Raw genomic sequence first — 21018 nt, 5'->3', positions numbered from 1 at the left:
ACCTTGTCCGATCGTCTCGTCCTCGGATGCGAGCGGTGCAAGCAGAGGTGTGAGCGGTGCGAGCGGTACGGTGCCGGACATGGACGTACTGAGCGATGCCATCGCCGCCATGCGCACCGGCCGGCCGCACTCCTCCCGTACCGTCAGATTCGCCCCCTGGGGCTTCCGCTTCCCGCCCAGCAAGGGCGCCGGCTTCCACGTCGTCCTCCAGGGCACCGCCTGGCTGCTGCCGCCGGACGACGCCGCGCCCGTCCGGCTCGGGCCCGGCGACGTCGTCCTGCTCGCCCACGGCACCCGACACGGCCTCGCCGACCGCCCCGACACCCCGCTCGTCGACGCCGTCCCCGCCCCCGACGGCAGGTGGCCCACCGCGCCCGACCGCGGCCCCGTCGGCGCCGAGGAGACCCTGCTCCTGTGCGGCGCCTACCAGTTGAGCCGGGCCCGCGCCCACCCGCTGCTCACCGAACTGCCCCCGTACGTCCACATCCCCGCCCGGGGCGGCGCCCACCCCCGGCTGCGGGCCGCCGTCGAGATGCTCGGCGCCGAACTCGCCGAACCCCAGCCCGGATCCGACGCGATCGTCCCCGCCCTCCTCGACACGCTGCTGCTCTACCTGCTGCGCACCTGGTGGCTGACCGAACGCGCCGACCGCTCCACCGGCTGGTCCGCCGCGCTGAGCGACCCGGCCGTCGCCGCCGCCCTGCGCGCCCTCCACCACGACCCGGCCCGCCCCTGGACGGTGGAGGAGCTCGGCGCCCTCGGCGGCCTCTCCCGCGCCGCCTTCGCCCGCCGCTTCACCGCCCTCGTCGGCCGCCCGCCGCTCGCCTACCTCACCTGGTGGCGGATGACGACCGCCGGCCGGCTCCTGCGCGGCGACGACGACCTGCCGCTGCGCACGGTCGCCCGACGCTCCGGCTACTCCTCCGAGTTCGCCTTCGCCAAGGCGTTCAAGCGGGAGTACGGGGTGGCGCCGGGCCGCTATCGGAGGGCGTCCTGACGGGCGCTCGGGTTGCTACGGCCGTCGTGGCCTCACGCCCGGTGGGCGGGGGAGCCGCGGCGAGCGGCGGGCGTCAGGGCGTCCTGACGGGCGCTCGTGTGGTCATGCCCGGTGGCGGGGGAGTCGCAGCGAGCCGAGGGCCGTCAGGGCGAGCAGGCCCGCGCTGATGAGGAGCGCGTCGCGCAGGGCCCGTTCCACGCCCCCGGCGGCGGCGAGGGAGCCGAAGACCGCGACGGCCAGCGCCCCGGCCGTCTGCCGGACCGCGTTCAGCAGGCCCGCCGCCGTGCCCGCGCGCTCGGCCGGCACGGCCTCCAGCATCGTGGCGATCAGCGGCGGCAGCGCGAAGCCGCAGCCGAGGGCCAGCGGCACGAGCAACAGCGCCTGCGCCACCCGCGGGGTGCCCGCGTCCACCACGAGCAGCCCGAGCAGCCCGGCCACCGCGACGACCTGGCCGACCACGATCGGCAGCCGGGCCCCGTACCGCGCCGCCACCTTCGCCGACAGCACGTTCACCCCCGCCAGCAGCCCCGTCATCGGCAGGAACATCAACCCCGCACCGAGCGCCGACAGGCCCAGGACCTGCTGGAAGAACAGACTGAAGACGAAGATCATGCCGTAGAAGGCGACGGTGTTGGCCGCGCCCGCCGTCACCGCCACGACCACCGGCGTGCGGCGGAACAGATCGAGCGGCACCATCGGATGCCTCCGCCGCGCCTCGATCACCAGGAAGGCGGCGAAGGCGAGCGCCGCGATCCCCAGCGCCCACCCCGCCGGCCGGCCGCCCTCGATCGCCGCGAACGTCAGCGCCGCGAGCGCGACCACGGCCGTGAGCTGACCGGGCAGGTCGAGCGGCGCGAACCGCCGCGGCGAACGGGCCACCCGGGTGAGCAGGCCGAGCGCGAGCAGACCGAGCGGCAGATTCACGAAGAAGATCCCGCGCCAGCTCCACGCCGTGGTCAACGCTCCGCCCACCACCGGGCCGAGCGCCACCGCCACCGTGCCGCCCGCCGCCCACAGCGACACCCCACGGGCCCGCCGCACCGGATCGCCGTACGCCTCCCGTACGAGCGCGAGCGAGGCCGGCAGCATCACCGCCGCGGCGGCGCCCTGCACCGTACGGGCCGCGAGCAGCGCCGGCAGACCGGGGGCCAGACCGCAGGCGGCCGAGGCCAGGGTGAAGGCGACGACCCCCGCCGCGTACGCCCGGCTCGCCCCGATCCGGTCGGCGAGCGCCCCGCTGGACAGCAGCAGCGCGGCGAAGGGCAGCGTGTAGGAGTCGACCACCCAGGGGAGTCCGGTCATCCCGGTCCGCAGGTCGGCGCCGATCGCGGGCAGGGCGACGTTCACCACCGACGTGTCGAGGGTGATGAGCGCGAAGCCCAGCAGGGCGGCGGCGAGCGCGGTGGACGGGTGACGGTGCGGGGCGGCGGAGCCGACGGGCGGCCGGACGAGGTCTGTTGTGCTCATGCGCCCAGCCTGATGATCATCGCGGCCGTACAGTAGTGGCCGGAATGCCATATCCCCGGAGGTTCTGGCCATGACCCCGCTCCGGCGCGTCGCCGTCGTCGCCGCACCGCCCGTCTCGATGTTCAACCTCGCCATCCCCGAGATGCTCTTCGGCAAGGTCGAGATCGACGGCCGCCCCGGCTACGAGACCGTCATCTGTACGCCCGACCCGGGCCCGGTCGCCACCACCGGCGGTCTCGACCTGCACGTCCCGCACTCCCTCGACGCCGTGGACGCCGCCGACACCGTGGTCCTGGCCGGCAGCGGCTCGTACACCGACCCCGATCCGCGCATCCTGGACGCGCTGCGCCGGGCCGCCGCCGACGGCAAGCGGATCGCCTCCATCTGCACCGGCTCCTTCGCGCTCGCCGCCGCCGGGCTCCTCGACGGCCGCGGGGCCACCACCTACTGGGCCTACCGCGAGCTCCTCGCCGAGCGGCACCCGGCCGTCGACCTCCAGGACGACGTCCTCTTCGTGCAGGACGGCCCGCTCCTGACCTCCTCCGGCTACGCCGCCGGCATCGACCTGTGCCTGCACGTCATCCGCACCGACCACGGCGCCGCCGTCGCCAACACCGTGGCCCGGCTCGCCCTCGTCGCACCGGTACGGCCCGGCGGCCAGACCCAGTTCACCCAGACCCCGCTGCCGCCCGAGCGCGGCGTCTCCTTCGCCCGCACGCGCGCGTGGGCCATGGAACACCTCGACGAGCCGCTCACCCTCACCGACCTGGCCCGCCACGCCGGCGTCTCCGTCCGCACCCTCTCCCGCCGCTTCCTCGCCGAGACCGGTGTCAGCCCGCTCCAGTGGCTGCTGCACCAGCGCATCGAGCGCGCCAAGGAGCTCCTGGAGACCACCACCCTCCCGATGGACCTCCTGGCCCACGCCTGCGGCCTCGGCACCGCCGACTCCCTCCGCCGCCACCTCCAGCGCCGAACCGGCCTCACCCCGAGCGCGTACCGGGCCTCCTTCAGCCGCCTCGCCGATATAAACCCGTTCACCCCGTAATCAGCCGTAAAGGTGAGAGATCAGCGAGATCACCCCTTCCTCGTCGCGTGACCAGAAGGATGGTGCGCGGGATGGATCTTCCTCCACCCCCACGCACGCACGCGAACACAGGGAGCTTGTTTTGGCCGCGGAGCAGAACATCGAGCAGCAGGTAGGAAGCCTGGTCCTCCAGGCGGAGGTCTCGTCCGTATCCCCCCTGCCGTACCCGGTGCCGAACGCGGACGAGGAGTGGGACCTGCCCTACGGATTCGCGAGGGTCTACTACGCCGAGGGCTTCCGGGGCGTCCGGCGGCCGGTCGTCATGGCCGACGGGTTCAACCTGGGCCCGAGCGACCTGACCGCGTTCTACGCCGGACTCGACCGGGACCACTCGCTGATCACCAAGATGCGTCAGCGGGGCAGGACGGTCATCCTGGTCGGCTTCCAGGACCGCACCGCCTCCATCCTCCGCAACGCCGAGACCGCGCAGGCGGCCATCATGCGCACCATCGCCGAGCAGCTCGGAGACGACCGGCTGGCCGTCGGCGGCTTCAGCATGGGCGGCCTGGTCACGCGCTACGCCCTCGCCCGCATGGAATACCAGCGCATGGACCACCGGACCGCGCTGTACTTCTCCTACGACACCCCGCACCGCGGCGCCGTGATCCCCATCGGGATCCAGGCATTCGCCCACTTCATCCCCACCCTGCCGGGGCAGCAGAACGACTTCGCCCGGCAGATCGACAGCCCCGCCGCGCGGGAGATGCTGTTCCGCCACTACGACAGCGACACCGGCACGGTCCAGGAGGACCCGCTGCGTACGGAGTTCCTGCGCCGGCTTCAGGAGGTCGGCGGCTGGCCCCGGATCCCGCGCCTCATCGGCGTCGCCAACGGCACCGGCGACGGCACGGGCGTCGCCGTCCGGCCCGGCGAGATGGCCCTGAAGTCGACCGGTGCCGTCGTCTTCCCCGGCACCACGTTCTTCACCCAGGCCACCGGCGACGGCGTCACCGTCGCCGAACTGAAGCGACTGCTGCCACCCGCCTCGAAGACCGTCACGACCGACGGCCTCCCCGAACTCGACGGCGCCCCCGGCGGCACCCTCGACTCCTACGGCATCATCGCCAAGGCCCTGGAGGAGAAGGGCGGCAAGACCGACCTCCGCCACCCCACCGTCTGCTTCGTCCCCTCCGTCAGCGCCGTCGCCGTCCGCGACATCGGCAACCAGGACGACCTCTACGTCAAGATCGACGGCCTCGCCCCCGACGAGAGCGAGCTGGACGACTTCATCTGCTCCTCCGAAACCACCGCCCACACCGCCATCACCGCCGACCTCTGCGAATGGCTCCTGGACCGGCTCCCGAACTGACCCGCACTCCCCGTGAGTGACGGACATCCCTACAGCAGCGAAAGGCGAGAGCGGTGCAAGCGAACGTCGGAGATCAGATCCTCATGACCGACCGGGTCGGTCGGCACGAGACCGTCGAAGTAGTGGACGTGCGCGGAACGAACGGCGCCCCTCCCTACCTCGTGCGCTGGCCGGACGGCCGGGAAGCACTCGTCCACCCCGGCCCGGACGCGGAAGTCATCGCGGCGGATTAGCGCCCCGTCGTCCCTGCGGCCGTAGCCCTCTCACGACCCCCGCGCCATGCGGGGGTCGTTCGTATGCGATACGCGCGGGGTTCGTAACTCGCCGCGCCCCATCAGCCTCCGCCGCCTCACGCCGGGGCACGGCGGCGGAATGAATCCGGCGGGCGGGGCGTTCCCGCCTCGGATACAGCCCGCCACCCCCGTCGAGGAGAGAAGCCCCCCATGCGCGTCGAGATCTGGAGCGACATCGCTTGCGCGTGAACCAACGGAACCACAGGTTATCGCAGGGCCGTTGACCTGCGGGGATGAACGCACGAAAGCCCCGCCCATGCGGCCCGAGGGCGACCGCAAGGACGGGGCGTGGATGGTCCTACAGGGCAGCGCTCAAGGCTTCGCAGACTTCGGCGCTTGTCGGCCGGTCGGCGGGCGAGCGGCTGAGCATGTGAGGGATGAGCGACCCCAGCACCCCCGGCACGTTCACCGGTCGGTGGGGGCCCGCCACGATGGCTTGCCGCTGGACCTCGCGGGGTGCGTCGTCCGGGTAGGCGACGTGGCGCCACCCTGTCGCGCTGATGAACAACGCCGCTCCCAGCGCGTACACATCGGCTTCCCGCGTCGGCGTGGCCGTGCTCGTTTCCAGGACGCTCGCGGAGATCTCCGGCGCTTCGTAGTGGACGAGACATCCCCGATATGGGAAGTCATAGCGACGGGGAACCTTGCCGCCGCCCTGAGCGAGGGCGAGATCAATCAGGAACGTTCCGGCGGAACGCCCGATGATGAAGTGAGCCGGCTGAACGTCCCCGTGGACCCAACCCTTCTCGTGCAGGGCGGCCAGGGCGACGGCGCACGACAGTGCTTCGCCGAGATCCGGTGTGGGCGCGTCTGTCGTCGCGATTCGGTGCGGCTCCCATAGCTCGTAAAGGCTGTCGCCCTTCCGCCACGGCTGAGCGCTCCACGTGCCGCGTTCCCATTCCCCGCTGAGGATGCGTTCCTGGGTGAGCTGCCGAAGAATCGCAGCTTCGCGGGCGGGGGCAAGTGCGGTCCACGCGTGGGTTTTGGTGGGATAGCCCACCTTCACCGCGTACGGGCCAAGGTCGGTCTTGACCTCCCAGACGGTAGACCCGCGCCGGTTGAGAACGAGCCGCTTGTTCCCGGGATTCAGGAGCAGTAGCGCGCCCTCGGGCGGTTCGTATGGTCCTTCGGAACTCATGCGTTCACCTCCAACGGCGGAGCCGACCCCCGAACGTCGGGAGTCGGCTCCGCTCATTTCACGGGCCGGAGAGTACCGGCGGTCAGACGGCCCGGTAGTCGCGTCCGCAGTCCGAGTCGCACTGCGCGGCGTTCTCACCGTTCACGGTCCACAGGTCGTCCATGACCATGAGCCCGTTGGCCTTGATCGCGTGGGCCGTCGCCTGGACCTCCTCCAGGACCCGGCCCCCGCCGCCGGGGCGCGGGTTGTGCTCCAGGAAGCGGCCCGCGTGCTTGTGGCAGAACTCGCGGTAGTCGGCGGTGTGCAGGATGAACGCGTGCAGCGCGCCGTCCACGTCGTCGCTCGGGACCATCTTGACCGTGGCCGTGCCGACCGTGGCGAGGAACGCCAACGCCTGGTCGGTGGCACGCTCCGCCTTCGCCTGGTCGTAGCCGAAGTGCGTCACGGTGAACTCGGCGATGCTGTCGAACAGCGCCGAGTCGACCAGCGCGCGGCCGGTGCGAAGGTCATTTGCGGTAGCCGTCATGGCTGTTTCCTCCTGTTGGGTGTGGAGTACTGCACTTGCAACCCGCTCGTCCTTGCCGTCACTCGACGGGCGGGAGTGGTGCCCGCTCTCCTCCCGGACGGAAGACGGGGGAACCTCCGGTGTGAGTTCACGGGAGGAGAGCGGAGTTCGTGGGTTGCGCTGTGAGCCGGCCGCCTACGCGGCGAGCCCCGCACAGCGCGTGCGGTGGAGCTTGGCGAGGGCGGCAAGCTGGCGCTTCTCGCGGTCGGTGGCGGGGCGCACCCGGGTCCAGGGGGACGACCAGGCGTAGCCGGTCGGCCGGATGAGGCGAACGATCCCGCCGGGGGCGAACCCGGCGACGACGCCCACCATGTCGTGCGAGGACTCGTACACCTTGAGCCCGACAACGAGACCGGTGTTCCCGTACGGCTTGGGCCGACGATTCACCAGGCCCGGGGTCCGTACTCGCGGCTGCGCCGATTCGCTTCCGCCACGCGTTCCGTAAGCGCGTCCGACTGCCGCGCCGGGGACATCTCTGCCGGGTCGGCTTCCCATTCCCTACCCCCATTCAGAGGGCGAAGCTGGTAGCGCGGGCCGACGTGGCCCATCACGCGCCCCACACGGCCCGTTCTCGTGTCCTGGACGACTTCTCCCGGCTCCCACACCCGCGGGTGCTCGCGCGGGCTCTCAGGTGTGTTCACGGCGCCCCTTCCGCTCCAACCCGTCACGCACCCGGAGCAGTACGGGCCGCGTGGGCGACACGTAGCCGCTCCGGGGCACCCACTCCGGCGCGAGTCGCCAGAACCCGCCCGCCTGTATCAGGGCGGCCAACTCGTCCACGTCTTCGGTCTCGCGGGCGGGCTTGTGATCCATGTCCGGGGTCCTTCGCTGTGGCGTCGTCCCTTGCGGTGATCTCTGCTCGCACTAGGCAACCGCGCGACTACGCCCGGCGGTACGGTTGCAACAGGGGCAGGACTTAAGAGCTTTAAGCGGCTTCACAGCGCGGGGAGTTGAGGACCGGTGGCCAACCCGGAACCGAATGCGGGGCTTGAGCGGCTGTACCGGGAAACCGGGTGGACGCTGCGGCGGTTCGCGCAGGAGATCAACCGCTTGGGGACAGAGCGAGGGACGCCCCTCCGATACCGAGAGCCTTCGGTGCATCAGTGGCTCAAGGGGCACATGCCCAAAGAGGACGTGCGCCCGCTCATCCTGGAAGCCCTTGCCCGCAAGCTGCGGCGCCCGGTGACGAACAGCGAGGCCGGGTTCCCTGCGACTTCCGCCGATCAGCAGCCCGCCCACCCCAGTACGGTGGAGGGGCTGTTAGACCTGGGGAGGCAAGATATGGACCCGTCCCGCCGGAGCATCCTCGGCGTCGGCCTCTTCTCTGTTGCGCTGACCATTCCCAACTGGCCTGATGTCGTCGGCAGAATGGAAGCTGTCCAAAAGGGCGACGTCCAGCGCATTGGGATGGCCGATGTCCAGACCGTTTCCGCGATGACTGAGCGCATCTCTGAGCTTGACGACCAATTCGGGGGGCGCACTGCCCGGCCCATGGCTGCCGCATTCCTGGTGAACACAGCAGCTCCGTATCTGCGGATGGAAGCCCCGGAATCCGTCCGCAAAGCGATGATGAGTGCGGTCTCGGATCTCTGTTACCTCACGGGCTATATGGCGGTGGACGAGGGGCTTCATGGTCTGGCGCAGAAGTATTACCTAAAGGCCCTTGAACTCGCCGGAGCGTCCGAGGATCACTTGACGTTCTGCACCACCCTGCGAGGGATGAGCGTTCAAGCAGTCGACTTGGGGCACGGCGCGCAGGCAATGCGCCTCGCGGACGCTGCGGCGGCTGCCTCACCGCAAGCCGGCCCGCGAATGCGCGCCTTTCTCGCCGGGCAGCAAGCCCATGCGGCAGCGCAGACCGGGGCCCGCGTCCAGGCGCAGCGCTACCTGCGAGAAGCCGAAGTGGCCATGGAAAAGGCGGAGTCGCAGTCCAAGGCTTTCGGCTCGTACGACCCGTCGTCGCTCCTGTACCACACGAGTCAAGTCCGGTACGAATTGGGAGACATCGCCGGATCAATCGAAGCCATGGAACAGTCCGACCGAATTCGGCAGAGCGTCTACCGCCGTGCCAGGGTCCGGCATCGCTGCACTCTCGCCGAGAGGCAGCTAGAGCTAGGCCACCTTGAAGCCGCGTGCCAGACGTGGACGCTCGCTCTAGAGGACTACCCCAGTCTTCAATCCGGAAGGGCGGACGAGCGGATCAAGACCATGCACAGCAGGATTCGTCCTTTTATGAAAAACCACGCGGCCCGGGACCTGTTTGAGCGGGCTCGATTGGTGACTCCGGCGCGACTGCTCCCGCGGTAGAAATAGCCGATTTAGGGAATGGGTGCCCCACAGAAATGGCCTAATGAGCCATCAGAGTTTTTTGCCTCCCTGCCGATCTGCTGGCGGGAGAGAGGGGAGTACCCCCCTGGTCGGCGTCACCAGCGGCGAGGCGGGACACGCTCGGCTGCCCATCCGCCCGGTTGGCGTTTCGCGGTCTCGCGGTTGTGGCACGTCGAGCACAGCGGACGCAGACGAGAGAACGCGTCCGGATCGGCGACACCCCGAGCGACCAGCGAACGGCGCGACTCCGGGAAGTGGTCCGCCACCGTGGCCGTGCGACCGCACAGCAGGCACCACGGATGCCGGTACAGGAACGCGCGTCGGATGCGCTGCCACCGTGTGGTGTAGCCCCGCTCTGCACTCGTCCCACGCTGCCGCTCGGCCTCACGCTCATGGGCCGGACAACGGCCACCGCGAGCGGTCAGTTCGGGGCACCCGGGAACCGAGCACGGGGGGCGGGGTCTACGTGGCAAAACGTCACCTCCAGGGCGGCGCATTGTCCAGAACGTCAAAGTTCAGGGGCGCGCTTCTATACACATACGCAGCGTGACAAAGGGGCGGCGGGTGGTGCTTCACTGTGGGCATGGATGCGAAAACCAAGACACGCCCCGCGCTTGAACTCCGCGTGGGCGGACTGCACTTGACCGTGCAGCACATACCCGGTTGGCTCGTCGCGCTGATCACGGCCAGTGGCGGGGCAGCGCTCACGTGGTGGACTCAGCGCTAGGCCACCCGTCCCCCGAACTCGGTGCGGGTCTTGAGCCCGTGACACTCGTGGCACAGCACTTGAACGTTGCTGTCCACGTCCTCACCACCGAGAGACAGCGGGCGCACGTGGTCCACGTCCACCCCGTCCGCGGGGAAGTCGCCTAGGCACCAGTCGCACCAGGCCGAGCCCCGTTCCTGCACTCGCTGGCGGAGCCTCGCGGCAGCGTCTCGGCGGTTCGCGCGTCGTCGGCCCCGTGCTCGCCGGCTGCGGACAGTCGGGCGTCCCTCGTACGCGGTGTGGCGAGTCTTGCAGCGGCCCCGATGGGTCGCGGGCTCCGTGCAGTCGATACAGCGCATGTGCGCCCCCTCGATGTTGTCGGCCTGGTCGTCGTTGTTGCGTGCCCGCCCCCGGACTCGAACCGGGAACCTTCGCGGTCTAAGTGCCTGCCTTCGGTCTGCGGCGATGCTGAACCCGCCCGGCACCGCCCTCCGCGGGGCAGAGAAAGCGCCCGCAGCCAAAAGGGGGAACCCCATTCGGGTGACTCGGCGGGCGTTGATCAACATGTGGTGCAGCGAAAGCGGTTGACTGTCTCTGCCTTCCAACCACAAGGAGGAAATCCATGCTCGGCAGGACCATGCTGGCTGCCACCGCGCTCGCTCTCACAGCGCTTACCGCGCCCGCCGCACAACCTGAACCGCCAGGTTCCGATGGAGACTTGCGTCTGACCAACGAGTCCCCGGCGAGCGCTGAGGTCAAAGCGGGCCAGCGGGTAATCGTCAGCCTCACGCCGACCGAAGCTGACGGACTGAGGTTCACGTACAGTGCCCCCGAAAGCACCGATCAGGCTGTACTGGCGCCAGACCGCGAGGGCGAGGCCACTAACCAGTTCAACGCTGTCACCGCCGGGACGGCCGATCTCACGGCGGTAGTCACCTGCGAGCCGGTCGATGAAGCGCACCAGTGCCCCGCACAAGTCGACCCGTGGACCGTCACGGTCACCGTCCAGGAGCCGTCCCCGCAGCCCTAGAACCTGCCCTCCGAGAACCCCGCGTAAGGAGCATGCGAAGCTCTGCGTCCCTCGGAGTAGCCCGAGGACCGGTCTGCCGATGCTGCGTGCCCGCCCCCCCGGACTCGAACCGGGAACACCGCTGGTCTGGGCCCGCGTGCCTCTGCCGATTGGGCTAGGCGGGCTGGTGGTACTGCGTGCCCACCCCGGGACTCGAACCCGGAACTCTGCGGCCGATATCCCGGGCGAGCCGGGCCGGTACCGCGCACCTCTACCGATTGGGGCAGATGGGCGTGGTGTCGTCCTGGCGCTCATAGACGCATCGGAACGACGTGGGGACCGCACGCGCTTACAACCCCTTTCGGCGCCCTGGTCAAGGGCGGTTACTCATGGGCGGTGCGGTCCCCGCGCTCTGCCACACGACCCCCGCGGCCACCCCGGTAACGCGGGGTGCGTGGTGCACGGGCAGAGCTGAGCGGTGTCAAGGTGTCGGCTGTGACCCCGGTTTCTCTTCTCTCTTATTTTTTCTATGTGTTTTAAAAAAGTGTCGAAACTCGACACTCGCAACACCTTTTCGCCTCGCTGTAGGGCCGCCTGCTGAAGGCGAGCCGGCGAGCGAGGCCCGAGCGCCCGTGTGCGGGCAGCAGAAAGCCCCGGCGGTCCGCGAGGGACTACCGGGGCGGGTCTGCTCAGATAGAGGGACGCCCTGACTGTCGATCAGGGGGCGTTCCTTGGGGCGGGGTGTTCGGCGGGGAGATGGGTGTCCCGTCGGGTAGCCGTGGCGTCACGTCCACTATCAGGGCGTGACCAGGCCGTGCCGGGTCACGCATCCGGTGAGCGCCCCGCGGCATCACCGTCCCCGTTTCCTCGCTGGGGGGAAGTAGTGGACCAGATGGGCCGACCGTCCGCGTCGCGCGGGAAGTACGGGTAGTCCCCATCGGGGCCGGGGTCGAGAGCGTCAACGGCCACTGTCGGTCCCGTTGAGCACGTAGGCTTCGCGCTGCTCGTCCAGTACCGCAGAGAACTGCGCCCCCAGCGCTGCCGCCTGGTTCTCGACGGCCCGCTGAATCTCGTCCAGGATCTCGGCGTCGTGCCAACGCTGCTCAGGTACTGTCACAACCTCGCCAAGCGCCCTTTGGGCCCGCTGCGCCTCGGTGATGACGTGGCCCCGCTTGTAACGGGCGGAGCGGTACTCGACGTACGCCGCGAACCACGGTTCGGCGGAAAGAGCCTCCATGAACCGCGCATGCGCGTCCTCACCGGAGTTCGCGGCTTCGTCTGCCCGCTTCCGCCAAGTAGCGGACACCTCGCGGTTGTACGCGCTCTCTCGCTCTTTGCGGCGCGCCGCTTCTGCCTCCTGCGCGGCGTTCAACTGCGCCTGCGCCTCAGCCAGCGGGCCCGAAAGCTTCTCGGCCTGTGCCCGCAGCTTCGCCACTCGCTCTGCCGCCTTCTCGATCTCAGTAGCCATGCTCACTTACCCCCGTTGGTCACGTCGCGGCCGTGCTCTGCGGCCAACTTCTTATCGTGCTCGTAGTAGCCGAGACTCATCAGCGCAGTCGGGCTCATCTGATCGAACAGCGCAGGGTTAGAGCCCTTCATGGCCGCAAGTTCTTCCATGCGGGCGTCCCACTTCCAGGACTCGGCGCGATTTCGATCCTTGTCACGGCGTCCGTTATGGAATTGGGTGCGTCGTAGGTATTCATTCATGGGTTCATCCTTAGAGTGGGTGATTGTGAGGAAGTTGCAGTTGGTGCGGTTATGCAGCGATGCGTGCGGCTCGGCTCTTTACGACGTGCGCCAGGGCGGCGTCTAGCGGCTTCTCATTCGTCGCTGTGTCGATCCATGAGATGGAGAGTCGTTCGTCGATCAGCGTGCGGTCCCCACGCCCCTTCGGCGGGCTAAGGACCATCTTCTTGATCGCCGCCCGAAGTAGTGCCCGCTGGCCGCTCGGCCCGGCGTTTTCCCACAGGTGAGTCAATGCCTTCGGTTCCATGAGGGTGCTGAGGTCGGCATCCTTTGTCAGTTCCTTCAACTCCGATTTCATCGCGGCAATCTGGGCTGAGAGTTCTCCGCGAAGCGCTTCGTAGCGTGACTCATCCATACCTCCGCCGAGAAAGTACTCTTTCTGGAGCTTGAGTTCCCGTGACGATGCATTTTCCAGTGCTGCCGTCACCTCCTGCTTTCGCTTTTCCTTGGCGGGGTCCTTGTAGTCCAGCCACTTCCGTGCAATTGCGTGGATCACGTCAGACTCCGGAGAGAGGCTGAGTATGTGTGTCTCCCACAAGCCGGATACGGCACGGTCGATTCGCGCTCGGTCTGTCGACATCCCCTTGCAGGAGGACGCTCCTTCTCGTTGACGGGCTTGGCAACGATAGTTCACTCCACCGTTTTCCATCGGCCCCTTGCAATGGCCACACCTCAGAATGTCTGTGAGGATGGCGACGATTTCGCGCTTCCCTCGTGACCGATCTCCGATGGAGGTTCCAGGTTGGGCGCGCTCCGCAAGGATTTGATTGATCTTGATGTGCTCGGCGAATGTAACGACTCCCTGCCCGCACGAAATGGGGTGCCCGTTTTTATCCAACAACGGCGTTCCGCCACGGTGGTACTTGTCCAGTTCGTTACCGTGTTCGTCGCGCATCTTTTCACGGTTGGGAACCAGGCCGGCCCATGCGACGGAATGGGCAAGGCTGATGATTCCCGAATCCGTCCACTTGCGGCCATGCCGGGTCCGTAGACCCTCGCTGTTCAGCTTGTTAGCGATCCACGCCGGAGTGAGGCGGTTGAGCAGATAAACGGCGATGCGTCGGGCGGTAGGGTATTCCTTCGGGAGATGGAATAGTTTCCCGGAACCTTTGGGGGAGTGGAGGCCGTACGGTGCAACTCCTCCGTTCCACTTCCCTTCCATTTTGTTCGCAAGGACGCTCAGCTTGGCGAACTGCGAGATATCTGCCGCTTGCTCTCTTGCTTGCTCAGAGAGAATGGCCAAGACCATACGAGACTTGGACGAGTCGATGCGCTCGGCCACGACGTAGATGCGGGCCTTCCTGGTGTCGAACTCGTCAAGCAAGAGGCCGACCTGTCCCATTCCGCGTCGTGAGAGGCGGCTAGTCTTATAGACCGACAGTGTCTTTGAGAGGCCCGCTACCACGGCAGCGGTGGCTTTCTCGAACTCTTCCCGGCGGACGCTTGCTTTGCTCGCGCTGCGCTGCTCAAACCACACGTGCCGAACCTTCTTGTTCTCGCTGCGCGTGTGATAACACATTTCTCGAACCTGCTGCCGAAGTGCGGCAAGAGTGTCCTTCTTCTTACTCCGCCGCAAGTACAGCTCCACCAGGTCGATGGGGTCGCCCGTGGCGGGCTCCCACAACCCCAGCTCGCGCAGTTCGTCGTCCTCGAACCCGAGCGCGCGCAGCGTGGGAAGGTCTTCGCGTTCCATGGCCATCCGTTCGCCGAAGGTGACCACCTCCTGAGACTGCGGCGTCGTGCGGTTGCCCCCCGAGTAGGGACCAAAGGTGTTCCGCCTCGCTGTGTGGAGCGGGGGCACCTCTGCCCTCGGTGGCTCGTAGAGAGCGGGAGTTCCTTCCTGCCGTCCATAGGGACCGAAGGTTTCCCAAGGGCTGTGGGGACCAAGGCCGCCTCCCTGTTGTTGCAGGAGGGCGGAGGTTTCCGTCGCGCACGTTTCCGCAGGTCAGGCGTGGTATTGCTCCGTTCGTCCACGCCTGTCCCTGGTGCTACATCGGCAAGGCCCGCTTCGAGAAGGGGCTCGCCGACTTCGCGCACCGGGGGGAGATCGAGGTCGTGCATCGGTCGTTCGAGCTCGACCCGGGGCGGGCGAAGGGGGAGACGGGGCCGGTTCTGGAGATGTTGGCGAAGAAGTACGGGCGGACGCTGGAGGAGGCCCGGGCCATGGAGGCGCATGTGGCCTCCAACGCGCGGGCGGAGGGGCTGGGGTATCGGACCGAGGGGCGCGAGCACGGGAACACCTTCGACGTCCACCGTCTGCTGCACCTGGCGAAGGAGCGCGGCCGGCAGAACGAGTTGCTGGATCTGGCCTACCGGGCCAACTTCGCCGAGGAGCGCTCGGTCTACGACGCCGAGACCCTGGTGACGCTCGCCGTGGAGGCCGGGCTCGACGAGGCCGAGGCGCGGGCGGTGCTCGCCGACGAGACCGCGTACGCCGAGGCGGTACGGGCCGACGAGCGCGAGGCGGCCGAGCTGGGCGCCAACGGCGTGCCGTTCTTCGTCCTCGACCGGAAGTACGGGATCTCCGGCGGCCAGCCCGCCGAGGTCTTCACCCAGGCCCTGGAGCAGGCGTGGCAGGGCCGCACCCTGCAGCCGGTCGGCGGGGACGCCGACGCCTGCGGGATCGACGGCAGCGGCTGCTGAGCGCCGCGCCGGGCGGAGTACTTCACCGCGCGGGTGTATCGAGCTCGTATGTGCTGAGCTGGCTCTATAAGGAGATCTTTGAGGGAGGACGCAAGGATGCGTGATTGACTTGGAGGTGTCGGGGATCCAGGCTGTGGCCATGGAATCTCTGGAAGCCACGGACACCCTGGAGCCCCTGGGCGGCGCCGAGTTCGCGCCCACGCGGACCTACCTCAACACCTCCGCCTGCGCCCTGCTGCCGCGCCGCACGATCAAGGCCGTCACCCTCCTCGCCGAGGAGACCGCCGCCGGGCGGCCCGACGGCGCGGGCAGCTTCGACGTCGTCGACGAGGCCCGGGCGGCCTTCGCCCGGCTCGCGCATGTCGCCCCCGAGCGGGTCGCCGTCGGCAGCTCGGTCTCCGTCCACGTCGGCATGGTGGCGCAGTCGATGCCGGCCGGGGCCGAGATCCTCTTCCCCGAGGGCGACTTCTCCTCCCTCATCACCCCCTTCACCGTCCGCGGCGACCTGAAGACCCGCTTCGTGCCGCTGGAGCGGCTCGCCGAGTCCGTCCGGCCGGAGACCGCGCTCGTCGCCTTCTCCGCCGTGCAGTCGGCGGACGGCCGCACGGCCGACTTCGCGGCGATCCGCGCCGCCGCGGCGGCGCACGGCGCCCGCACCCTGCTCGACGCGACCCAGTCGGCCGGCTGGCTGCCGCTGTACGCGGGGGAGTGGGACTACACCGTGTCCGGCGGCTACAAGTACCTGCTCTGCCCGCGCGGCGCGTCCTTCCTCACCGTCACCGAAGAGGCGCAGGACGCGCTGGTGCCCATCCACGCCGGCTGGGTCACCGGCGAGGAGCTGTGGGTCAACAGCTACGGCCCCGTGCGCGAACTGGCCCGCTCGGCGCGCCGGTTCGACGAGCCCGCCGCCTTCCTGTCGTACCACGGCGCGGCCCGCTCGCTCGCCCTCTTGGAGGAGGTCGGCGTCGAGCGCATCGAGGCCCACAACAAGGCCCTCGCCGCCCGCTTCCGGGCCGGGGTCGCCGCGCTCGGCCACGCCCCGGTGTGGGACGACTCGACGGTCGTCGGCGTCCCGGGCCTCGGTGACCGCAGCGCCGCCCTGCGCGAGGCGGGCGTCCTGCTCTCGGCCCGCGCCGGCAATCTGCGGGCCTCCTTCCACCTGTACAACTCCACCGCGGACGTGGACCGCGCCCTGGAGGTCCTGGCGGGCTGACCGGAGCGCGCCGACCTCGGAGCGGGCCGACCCGGGAGCGGCCGACTCCGAGCGGGCGGGCCCCGACCGGCTGCCCCCAAAGCCGCCACGCCATCCACGCCGTCCGCGCCGGCTACGCCCCGCCCGCCTGCGGCGCGCAGACGCCCGCCTCCTCGCCCGCCTCGTGGCAGAGGTTCTCCTCCAGGCGGCCGAGCAGGCGGACGAGGTCGGCGCGTTCGGCCGGGGTGAGGCCGGTCAGGGAGTCCTCCTCCAGGCGCGACCACGCCTCCTCGACGCGGGCCCGCAGGGCCTCGCCGTCCTCCGTCGCCTCGACGAGCACGGCCCGCCGGTCGGCCGGATCGGGGCGGCGGCGGACGTGGCCGCACTGCTCCAGGCGCTGGAGCATCTTCGTCACCGTCGACGGGTCGAGCCCGAGCGACTGGATCAGCGCGGACTGGCGCACCGGCCCGCAGTCCCACAGAGCCATCATCAGGAACTCCTGCCCCGGGTAGAGGCCCAGCTCCCGCAGGCGCCGCCCGGCCGCGATCCGGTGCAGCCGGGCCACCCGCGACAGGGCGTAGCTCAGCGGGCCGCCGCGGGCGGCGGACGGCAGGTCCTCCGCCGGGGCGCTGCAGACGGGGTCGTTCTCGGGCATACGAGGCTCCTCGGAAGGTTGTGGTCCCAGATTAGCTTGGTCGGCCAATCAATGCGCTACAGTGGCTCGCACGGAGATAGTTGGCCGACCACATAAATCTGTGAGGGGACCGTCATGACCATCGCCTTCAGCCCCATCGACCTCGCCGGCACGCGCCTCGCCAACCGCATCGCCATGGCGCCCATGACCCGCAGCCGGGCCGACCGCGTCCGCCGCACCCCCGGGCCCGCGACCGCCGAGTACTACGCCCAGCGCGCGTCGGCCGGACTGATCGTCACCGAGGGCATCCAGCCGGTCCCCGAGGGCCAGGGCTACCCCGACACCCCCGGCCTGCACAGCCGCGAGCAGATCGCCGCCTGGCGCGAGGTCACCGACGCCGTCCACGAGCGCGGCGGAAAGATCTACGCCCAGCTCATGCACGCCGGCCGGATCAGCCACCCCGACCTCCTCGACGGTGACCTCCACCCCCTCGCCCCCTCGGCCGTCACGCCGGCCGGCCAGCTCTTCGCCGGCAGCGGCCTCATCGACTTCGTCGCCCCGCGCGAGCTCACCCGCGACCAGATCCACGAGGCGATCGCCGGCTTCGCCGCCGCCGCGCGCAACGCCGTCGAGGCCGGCTTCGACGGCGTCGAGATCCACGGCGCCAACGGCTACCTGGTCCACCAGTTCCTGGCCACCGGCTCCAACCGGCGCACCGACGAGTGGGGCGGCCCGGTGGAGAACCGGATCCGCTTCGCCGTCGAGGTCGCCCGCGCCGTCGCAGACGAGATCGGCCCCGAGCGCACCGGGATCCGGCTCTCCCCGGCCAACCCGTACAACGACATCACCGAGACCGACACCGAGGAGACCTACACCCGCCTCGTCGACGCCCTCGAACCGCTCGGCCTCGCCTACCTCCACGTCAGCGAGGCGCAGCCCGGACTGCGCGACCTCACCCTCGACCTGCGCAAGCGGTTCTCCGGCACCTTCATCCTCAACCCGGCCACCGAAGGGCCGACCGGTCCCGAGTCCCTGGCCCTGATCGAGGACGGCACCGCCGATCTCGTCGCGTTCGGCGCGCTGTTCCTCGCCAACCCCGACCTGCCCGCCCGTCTGAAGGCCGGCGGCCCGTACAACAACCCGGACCCGGCCACCTTCTTCGGCGGCGACCACCGCGGCTACACCGACTACCCGACGCTGTAACAGGGCCAGGGACCCGGGGCGGGCCGGGGACTCGGGCCGAGGCCAGGGCCAGGGCCGGGGCAGGGCCGAGCGCCGGCTCAGCGGTCGAGCGGCTTGTGCGCGCTCTCCGGCAGCCGCAGATACACCAGCGAGGAGACCAGGCACAGGGCCACCACGTACCAGGGGAACAGCCCCGGGTGGCCCAGTTCCTTCGCTATCGTGCCCACGTACGGGGCCGTGCCGCCGAAGAGCGCGACCGTCAGCGAGTACGGGAACCCGATGCCGGCAGCCCGTACGCGCGCGGGGAAGATCTCCGCGTTCACGGCGGCCGAGATCGAGGTGAAGCCGGTCAGCAGCACCATGCCCGCGCACTGCACCAGGAGCAGGGTGAGGAACGAGCCGTCGAGCGCGCGCAGCAGCGGCACGGCGAGCACCGCGAACCCGAGCCCGAAGAACAACAGCGACGGCTTGCGCCCGAAGCGGTCGGACAGCAGACCGCCGACCGGCTGGAGCAGCGTGAAGAACGCCAGCGACAGCGTCCCCGCGAGCAGCGCGTCCTCCTTCGCGATGCCGGTGTTGAGCTCGGCGTACGTCGGCAGGTACGAGGTCCACGTGTAGTACGCCAGGGTGCCGCCGGCCGTGATGCCGCAGATCAGCAGCGAGGCGCGGGGGTGGTGGCGCAGGGCGTCGAAGAGACCCGGGCGGGCGGCCTCGGCCCGGTCCGCGCTGCGGGTCTCCTCGGCGCCGCGCCGGATCCAGAAGCCCGCGAGGCTGAGGACCGCGCCCAGCAGGAACGGCACCCGCCAGCCCCAGCCGTTCATGGCCTCGTCGGACAGCGACGCCACGAGCAGCGCGGCCACCCCCGAGGCGGCGAGCTGGCCGATCGAGGTGGAGACGTACTGGAAGGAGGAGAACAGACCGCGCCGGCCCGGCCCGGCGGACTCCACGAGGAAGGTGGTGGAGGCGGCGAACTCCCCTCCCACCGACAGACCTTGGAGCAGCCGGGCGGCCACGAGCACGAGCGGGGCGACGACCCCGGCGGCGGCGTAGGTGGGGGTGAGCCCGACGAGCAGGCTGCTGCCGCCCATCAGCAGGATGGTGACGGTGAGCGCGGTGCGCCGGCCGTGCCGGTCGGCGACCGCCCCCATGAGCAGTCCGCCGACCGGGCGCATGAAGAAGCCGACGGCGAAGACGGCGAAGGTGGAGAGCAGCGGGACGAGGGAGTTCCCCGTCCCGGGCGGGAACACCTGCCGGGCGAGATAGGCGGCGAGGAAGGTGTACGCGTACCAGTCGTACCACTCGACCGCGTTGCCGACCGAGGCGGCCAGCAACTGCCGTAACGGGCGGCGGGGAGGGGCGGTGGCGGCGGGTGCGGGTACCGGGGCGGAGGTGACGGAAGGGGAGGGCGGTGTTTCTGACATGATCACGATCTGCCCACGGAAAACACCGCCTACGCCCGCGCTTCCTCAGGGCCCCACGCCTCCATGACCGCCCGCCCCGCGCTCCCTCAGGGCCTCACGCCTGCGTGGAGCACGCGCCCCGCTGCGCGTCAGCGCCCCGCGCCTCCGTCACCGTCCGCCCTCCGGCGCGTCAGCGCCCGTACGCCTCCGTGATCGCCCGGCCCGCGGCCTCCAGGTCCACCGGGCGGCCGGTCTCCGCCAGGGCCGCGCCCAGCGCCGCGAGCGAGGACCGCACCGCGCCCGACGTGGCGTCCACCCCGTAGTGGTTCACCCGGATCATCTCCTTCGCCAGCGCCCCGCCGCCCGCGATCAGCGGCAGCGACGGGTCCGCGGCCAGCGCCTTCGCCACCAGCTCCGAGGCGTCCACCCCGGCCGGGGACCGCAGCGTCGTCGCGACCGGCGCCGCGTCCCGCGCCTCGTGGACGTACGGCTCCAGGCCGCCGCCCAGCGCGAGCGCACCCGCGCGGGTCGCCGCCGCGGCCGCGGCGTGCCGGGCCATCAGCGCGTCCAGGCCCTCCGCCTCGATCCGCTCCAGACACGCCTCCAGGGCCAGCATCTCCAACTGCGCCGGGGCGTGCAGCAGTGCCTTGCGGCCGCCGTCGATCCACCGCTCCTTCCAGTCCAGGAGGGAGAGGTACGAGCGGCGCGGCGCGGCCGGGTTGGCGGCGAAGCGCTCCCAGGCCCGCGCGCTCACCGACACCGCCGAGACGCCCGCCGGGCCGCCCATCGCCTTCTGCGCGCCGATGATGCACAGGTCGACGCCCCACGCGTCCGGCAGCACCGGCTCGGCGCCGATCGACGCCACCGCGTCCAGGTAGAACAGCGCGTCGTGCGCCCGCACCACCTCGCCGATCTCCGCGACCGGATTGGTGTTGCCGGTCGCCGCCTCCGCGTGCACCAGCGACACGAAGTCGATCTCCGGGTGCTCCTCGAAGGCCCGTGCCACCTGCTCGGCGGTCACCGCCGTGTGGAACGGCACCTCCAGGTCGACCACCGTCGCACCGCAGTCCCGCAGCCAGTCGCCGAAGGTCTGCCCGTACGGCCCGGTGACGATGTTCAGCGCGGTCGAACCGGGCCGCGCCCCGCTGCGGATGCAGCCCTCCAGCGGCAGCAGCGCCTCGCCCTGGGTGATCACCACGTCCTGCTCGGTGCGGAGCAGCGCGGCGACCCGGCGCTCGATCGACGCGAACTGCGCGGCGGTCAGCGGGGCCAGGTCCAGAAGCGGATGTGTCACGGTCACGGCGGTGCCTTCTTCGAATCGCATA

21 protein-coding genes and 2 tRNA genes are annotated in these 21018 nt (G+C 70.0%); 9 read left to right on the top strand and 14 right to left on the bottom strand.

The genetic code is table 11. The annotated features are described in order from the left end of the window. Window positions 1-79: 79 nt before the first annotated feature. Window positions 80-997 (top strand): AraC family transcriptional regulator, encoded by a 918-nt coding sequence (locus ABZ135_RS04450; protein ID WP_356691662.1) that lies wholly within the window; start codon window positions 80-82, stop codon window positions 995-997. A 102-nt stretch (window positions 998-1099) separates the two neighbouring features. Here the strand turns inward: ABZ135_RS04450 and ABZ135_RS04445 are convergent, their stop codons facing one another. Beyond that, on the bottom strand, window positions 1100-2464 hold the full coding sequence (locus tag ABZ135_RS04445) for an MFS transporter (RefSeq protein WP_356691660.1): 1365 nt from the start codon (window positions 2462-2464) through the stop codon (window positions 1100-1102). Between the two features lie 70 nt (window positions 2465-2534). Here ABZ135_RS04445 and ABZ135_RS04440 point away from each other — a divergent pair, with 70 nt between their 5' ends. The 3 genes from ABZ135_RS04440 to ABZ135_RS04430 all read left to right on the top strand — a co-directional run bounded on the left by ABZ135_RS04440 (window position 2535) and on the right by ABZ135_RS04430 (window position 5090). Then, window positions 2535-3509 carry a helix-turn-helix domain-containing protein gene (locus tag ABZ135_RS04440; protein ID WP_356691658.1) on the top strand — a complete coding sequence of 325 codons (975 nt, stop codon included), beginning with the start codon at window positions 2535-2537 and terminating at the stop codon, window positions 3507-3509. A 121-nt stretch (window positions 3510-3630) separates the two neighbouring features. Beyond that, window positions 3631-4857: a hypothetical protein gene (locus ABZ135_RS04435; RefSeq protein WP_356691656.1), complete on the top strand. Its 1227-nt coding sequence runs from the start codon at window positions 3631-3633 to the stop codon at window positions 4855-4857. A gap of 53 nt (window positions 4858-4910) precedes the next feature. Further along, window positions 4911-5090, top strand: a complete 180-nt coding sequence (locus ABZ135_RS04430) for a DUF1918 domain-containing protein (RefSeq protein ID WP_356691654.1) — start codon at window positions 4911-4913, stop codon at window positions 5088-5090. A 358-nt stretch (window positions 5091-5448) separates the two neighbouring features. On the opposite strand, the gene ABZ135_RS04425 is transcribed toward ABZ135_RS04430, so the two are convergent. The 4 genes from ABZ135_RS04425 to ABZ135_RS04410 all read right to left on the bottom strand — a co-directional run bounded on the left by ABZ135_RS04425 (window position 5449) and on the right by ABZ135_RS04410 (window position 7666). Beyond that, window positions 5449-6288 (bottom strand): protein kinase, encoded by an 840-nt coding sequence (locus ABZ135_RS04425; protein WP_356691652.1) that lies wholly within the window; start codon window positions 6286-6288, stop codon window positions 5449-5451. A gap of 82 nt (window positions 6289-6370) precedes the next feature. After that, a complete protein-coding gene (locus ABZ135_RS04420) occupies window positions 6371-6814 on the bottom strand; it encodes a hypothetical protein (protein WP_356691650.1) in 444 nt (147 codons plus the stop codon). 174 nt (window positions 6815-6988) lie between these two features. Then, complete coding sequence (locus tag ABZ135_RS04415; protein ID WP_356691648.1) at window positions 6989-7240, bottom strand: hypothetical protein; 252 nt, start codon at window positions 7238-7240, stop codon at window positions 6989-6991. A 240-nt stretch (window positions 7241-7480) separates the two neighbouring features. Next, a complete protein-coding gene (locus tag ABZ135_RS04410) occupies window positions 7481-7666 on the bottom strand; it encodes a hypothetical protein (protein WP_356691646.1) in 186 nt (61 codons plus the stop codon). Between the two features lie 147 nt (window positions 7667-7813). On the opposite strand from ABZ135_RS04410, the gene ABZ135_RS04405 reads away from it, so the two are divergent. Beyond that, entirely contained in the window at window positions 7814-9160 is a 1347-nt protein-coding gene (locus ABZ135_RS04405) for a tetratricopeptide repeat protein (RefSeq protein WP_356691644.1), read from the top strand. A gap of 744 nt (window positions 9161-9904) precedes the next feature. On the opposite strand, the gene ABZ135_RS04400 is transcribed toward ABZ135_RS04405, so the two are convergent. Next, window positions 9905-10246: an HNH endonuclease signature motif containing protein gene (locus ABZ135_RS04400; RefSeq protein WP_356691642.1), complete on the bottom strand. Its 342-nt coding sequence runs from the start codon at window positions 10244-10246 to the stop codon at window positions 9905-9907. Window positions 10247-10509: 263 nt separating this feature from the next. Here ABZ135_RS04400 and ABZ135_RS04395 point away from each other — a divergent pair, with 263 nt between their 5' ends. Beyond that, window positions 10510-10917: a hypothetical protein gene (locus ABZ135_RS04395; protein ID WP_356691640.1), complete on the top strand. Its 408-nt coding sequence runs from the start codon at window positions 10510-10512 to the stop codon at window positions 10915-10917. Between the two features lie 87 nt (window positions 10918-11004). Here the strand turns inward: ABZ135_RS04395 and ABZ135_RS04390 are convergent. The 5 genes from ABZ135_RS04390 to ABZ135_RS04370 form a co-directional block, all read right to left on the bottom strand. Next, window positions 11005-11081, bottom strand: a tRNA-Trp gene (locus ABZ135_RS04390). Window positions 11082-11094: 13 nt separating this feature from the next. After that, window positions 11095-11189 (bottom strand) — tRNA-OTHER (locus tag ABZ135_RS04385). A gap of 665 nt (window positions 11190-11854) precedes the next feature. Further along, complete coding sequence (locus tag ABZ135_RS04380) at window positions 11855-12364, bottom strand: hypothetical protein (protein ID WP_356691638.1); 510 nt, start codon at window positions 12362-12364, stop codon at window positions 11855-11857. A gap of 2 nt (window positions 12365-12366) precedes the next feature. Further along, window positions 12367-12603, bottom strand: coding sequence for a hypothetical protein (locus ABZ135_RS04375; RefSeq protein WP_356691636.1), 237 nt, complete (start codon window positions 12601-12603; stop codon window positions 12367-12369). A gap of 49 nt (window positions 12604-12652) precedes the next feature. After that, the gene (locus ABZ135_RS04370; protein WP_356691634.1) at window positions 12653-14362 is read right to left on the bottom strand and encodes a recombinase family protein; all 1710 of its coding nucleotides are present in this window, start codon (window positions 14360-14362) and stop codon (window positions 12653-12655) included. Window positions 14363-14598: 236 nt separating this feature from the next. Between ABZ135_RS04370 and ABZ135_RS04365 the strand changes: the two genes are divergently transcribed. Then, window positions 14599-15285: a DsbA family oxidoreductase gene (locus tag ABZ135_RS04365; RefSeq protein WP_356691905.1), complete on the top strand. Its 687-nt coding sequence runs from the start codon at window positions 14599-14601 to the stop codon at window positions 15283-15285. Window positions 15286-15424: 139 nt separating this feature from the next. Then, on the top strand, window positions 15425-16498 hold the full coding sequence (locus tag ABZ135_RS04360; RefSeq protein ID WP_356691632.1) for an aminotransferase class V-fold PLP-dependent enzyme: 1074 nt from the start codon (window positions 15425-15427) through the stop codon (window positions 16496-16498). Window positions 16499-16610: 112 nt separating this feature from the next. Here the strand turns inward: ABZ135_RS04360 and ABZ135_RS04355 are convergent, their stop codons facing one another. Then, window positions 16611-17132, bottom strand: a complete 522-nt coding sequence (locus tag ABZ135_RS04355; protein WP_356691630.1) for a MarR family winged helix-turn-helix transcriptional regulator — start codon at window positions 17130-17132, stop codon at window positions 16611-16613. Window positions 17133-17246: 114 nt separating this feature from the next. Between ABZ135_RS04355 and ABZ135_RS04350 the strand changes: the two genes are divergently transcribed. Beyond that, entirely contained in the window at window positions 17247-18314 is a 1068-nt protein-coding gene (locus tag ABZ135_RS04350) for an alkene reductase (RefSeq protein WP_356691628.1), read from the top strand. 77 nt (window positions 18315-18391) lie between these two features. Here the strand turns inward: ABZ135_RS04350 and ABZ135_RS04345 are convergent, their stop codons facing one another. Beyond that, a complete protein-coding gene (locus tag ABZ135_RS04345) occupies window positions 18392-19714 on the bottom strand; it encodes an MFS transporter (protein WP_356691627.1) in 1323 nt (440 codons plus the stop codon). A 169-nt stretch (window positions 19715-19883) separates the two neighbouring features. After that, on the bottom strand, window positions 19884-20987 hold the full coding sequence (locus ABZ135_RS04340; RefSeq protein WP_356691903.1) for an aminotransferase class V-fold PLP-dependent enzyme: 1104 nt from the start codon (window positions 20985-20987) through the stop codon (window positions 19884-19886). Window positions 20988-21018 lie beyond the last annotated feature (31 nt).

Origin of the sequence: Streptomyces sp. NPDC006339 (genome assembly GCF_040612775.1) — a bacterium.
Classification (GTDB): domain Bacteria; phylum Actinomycetota; class Actinomycetes; order Streptomycetales; family Streptomycetaceae; genus Streptomyces.
This window is presented reverse-complemented; position numbering and strand designations above follow the sequence as displayed.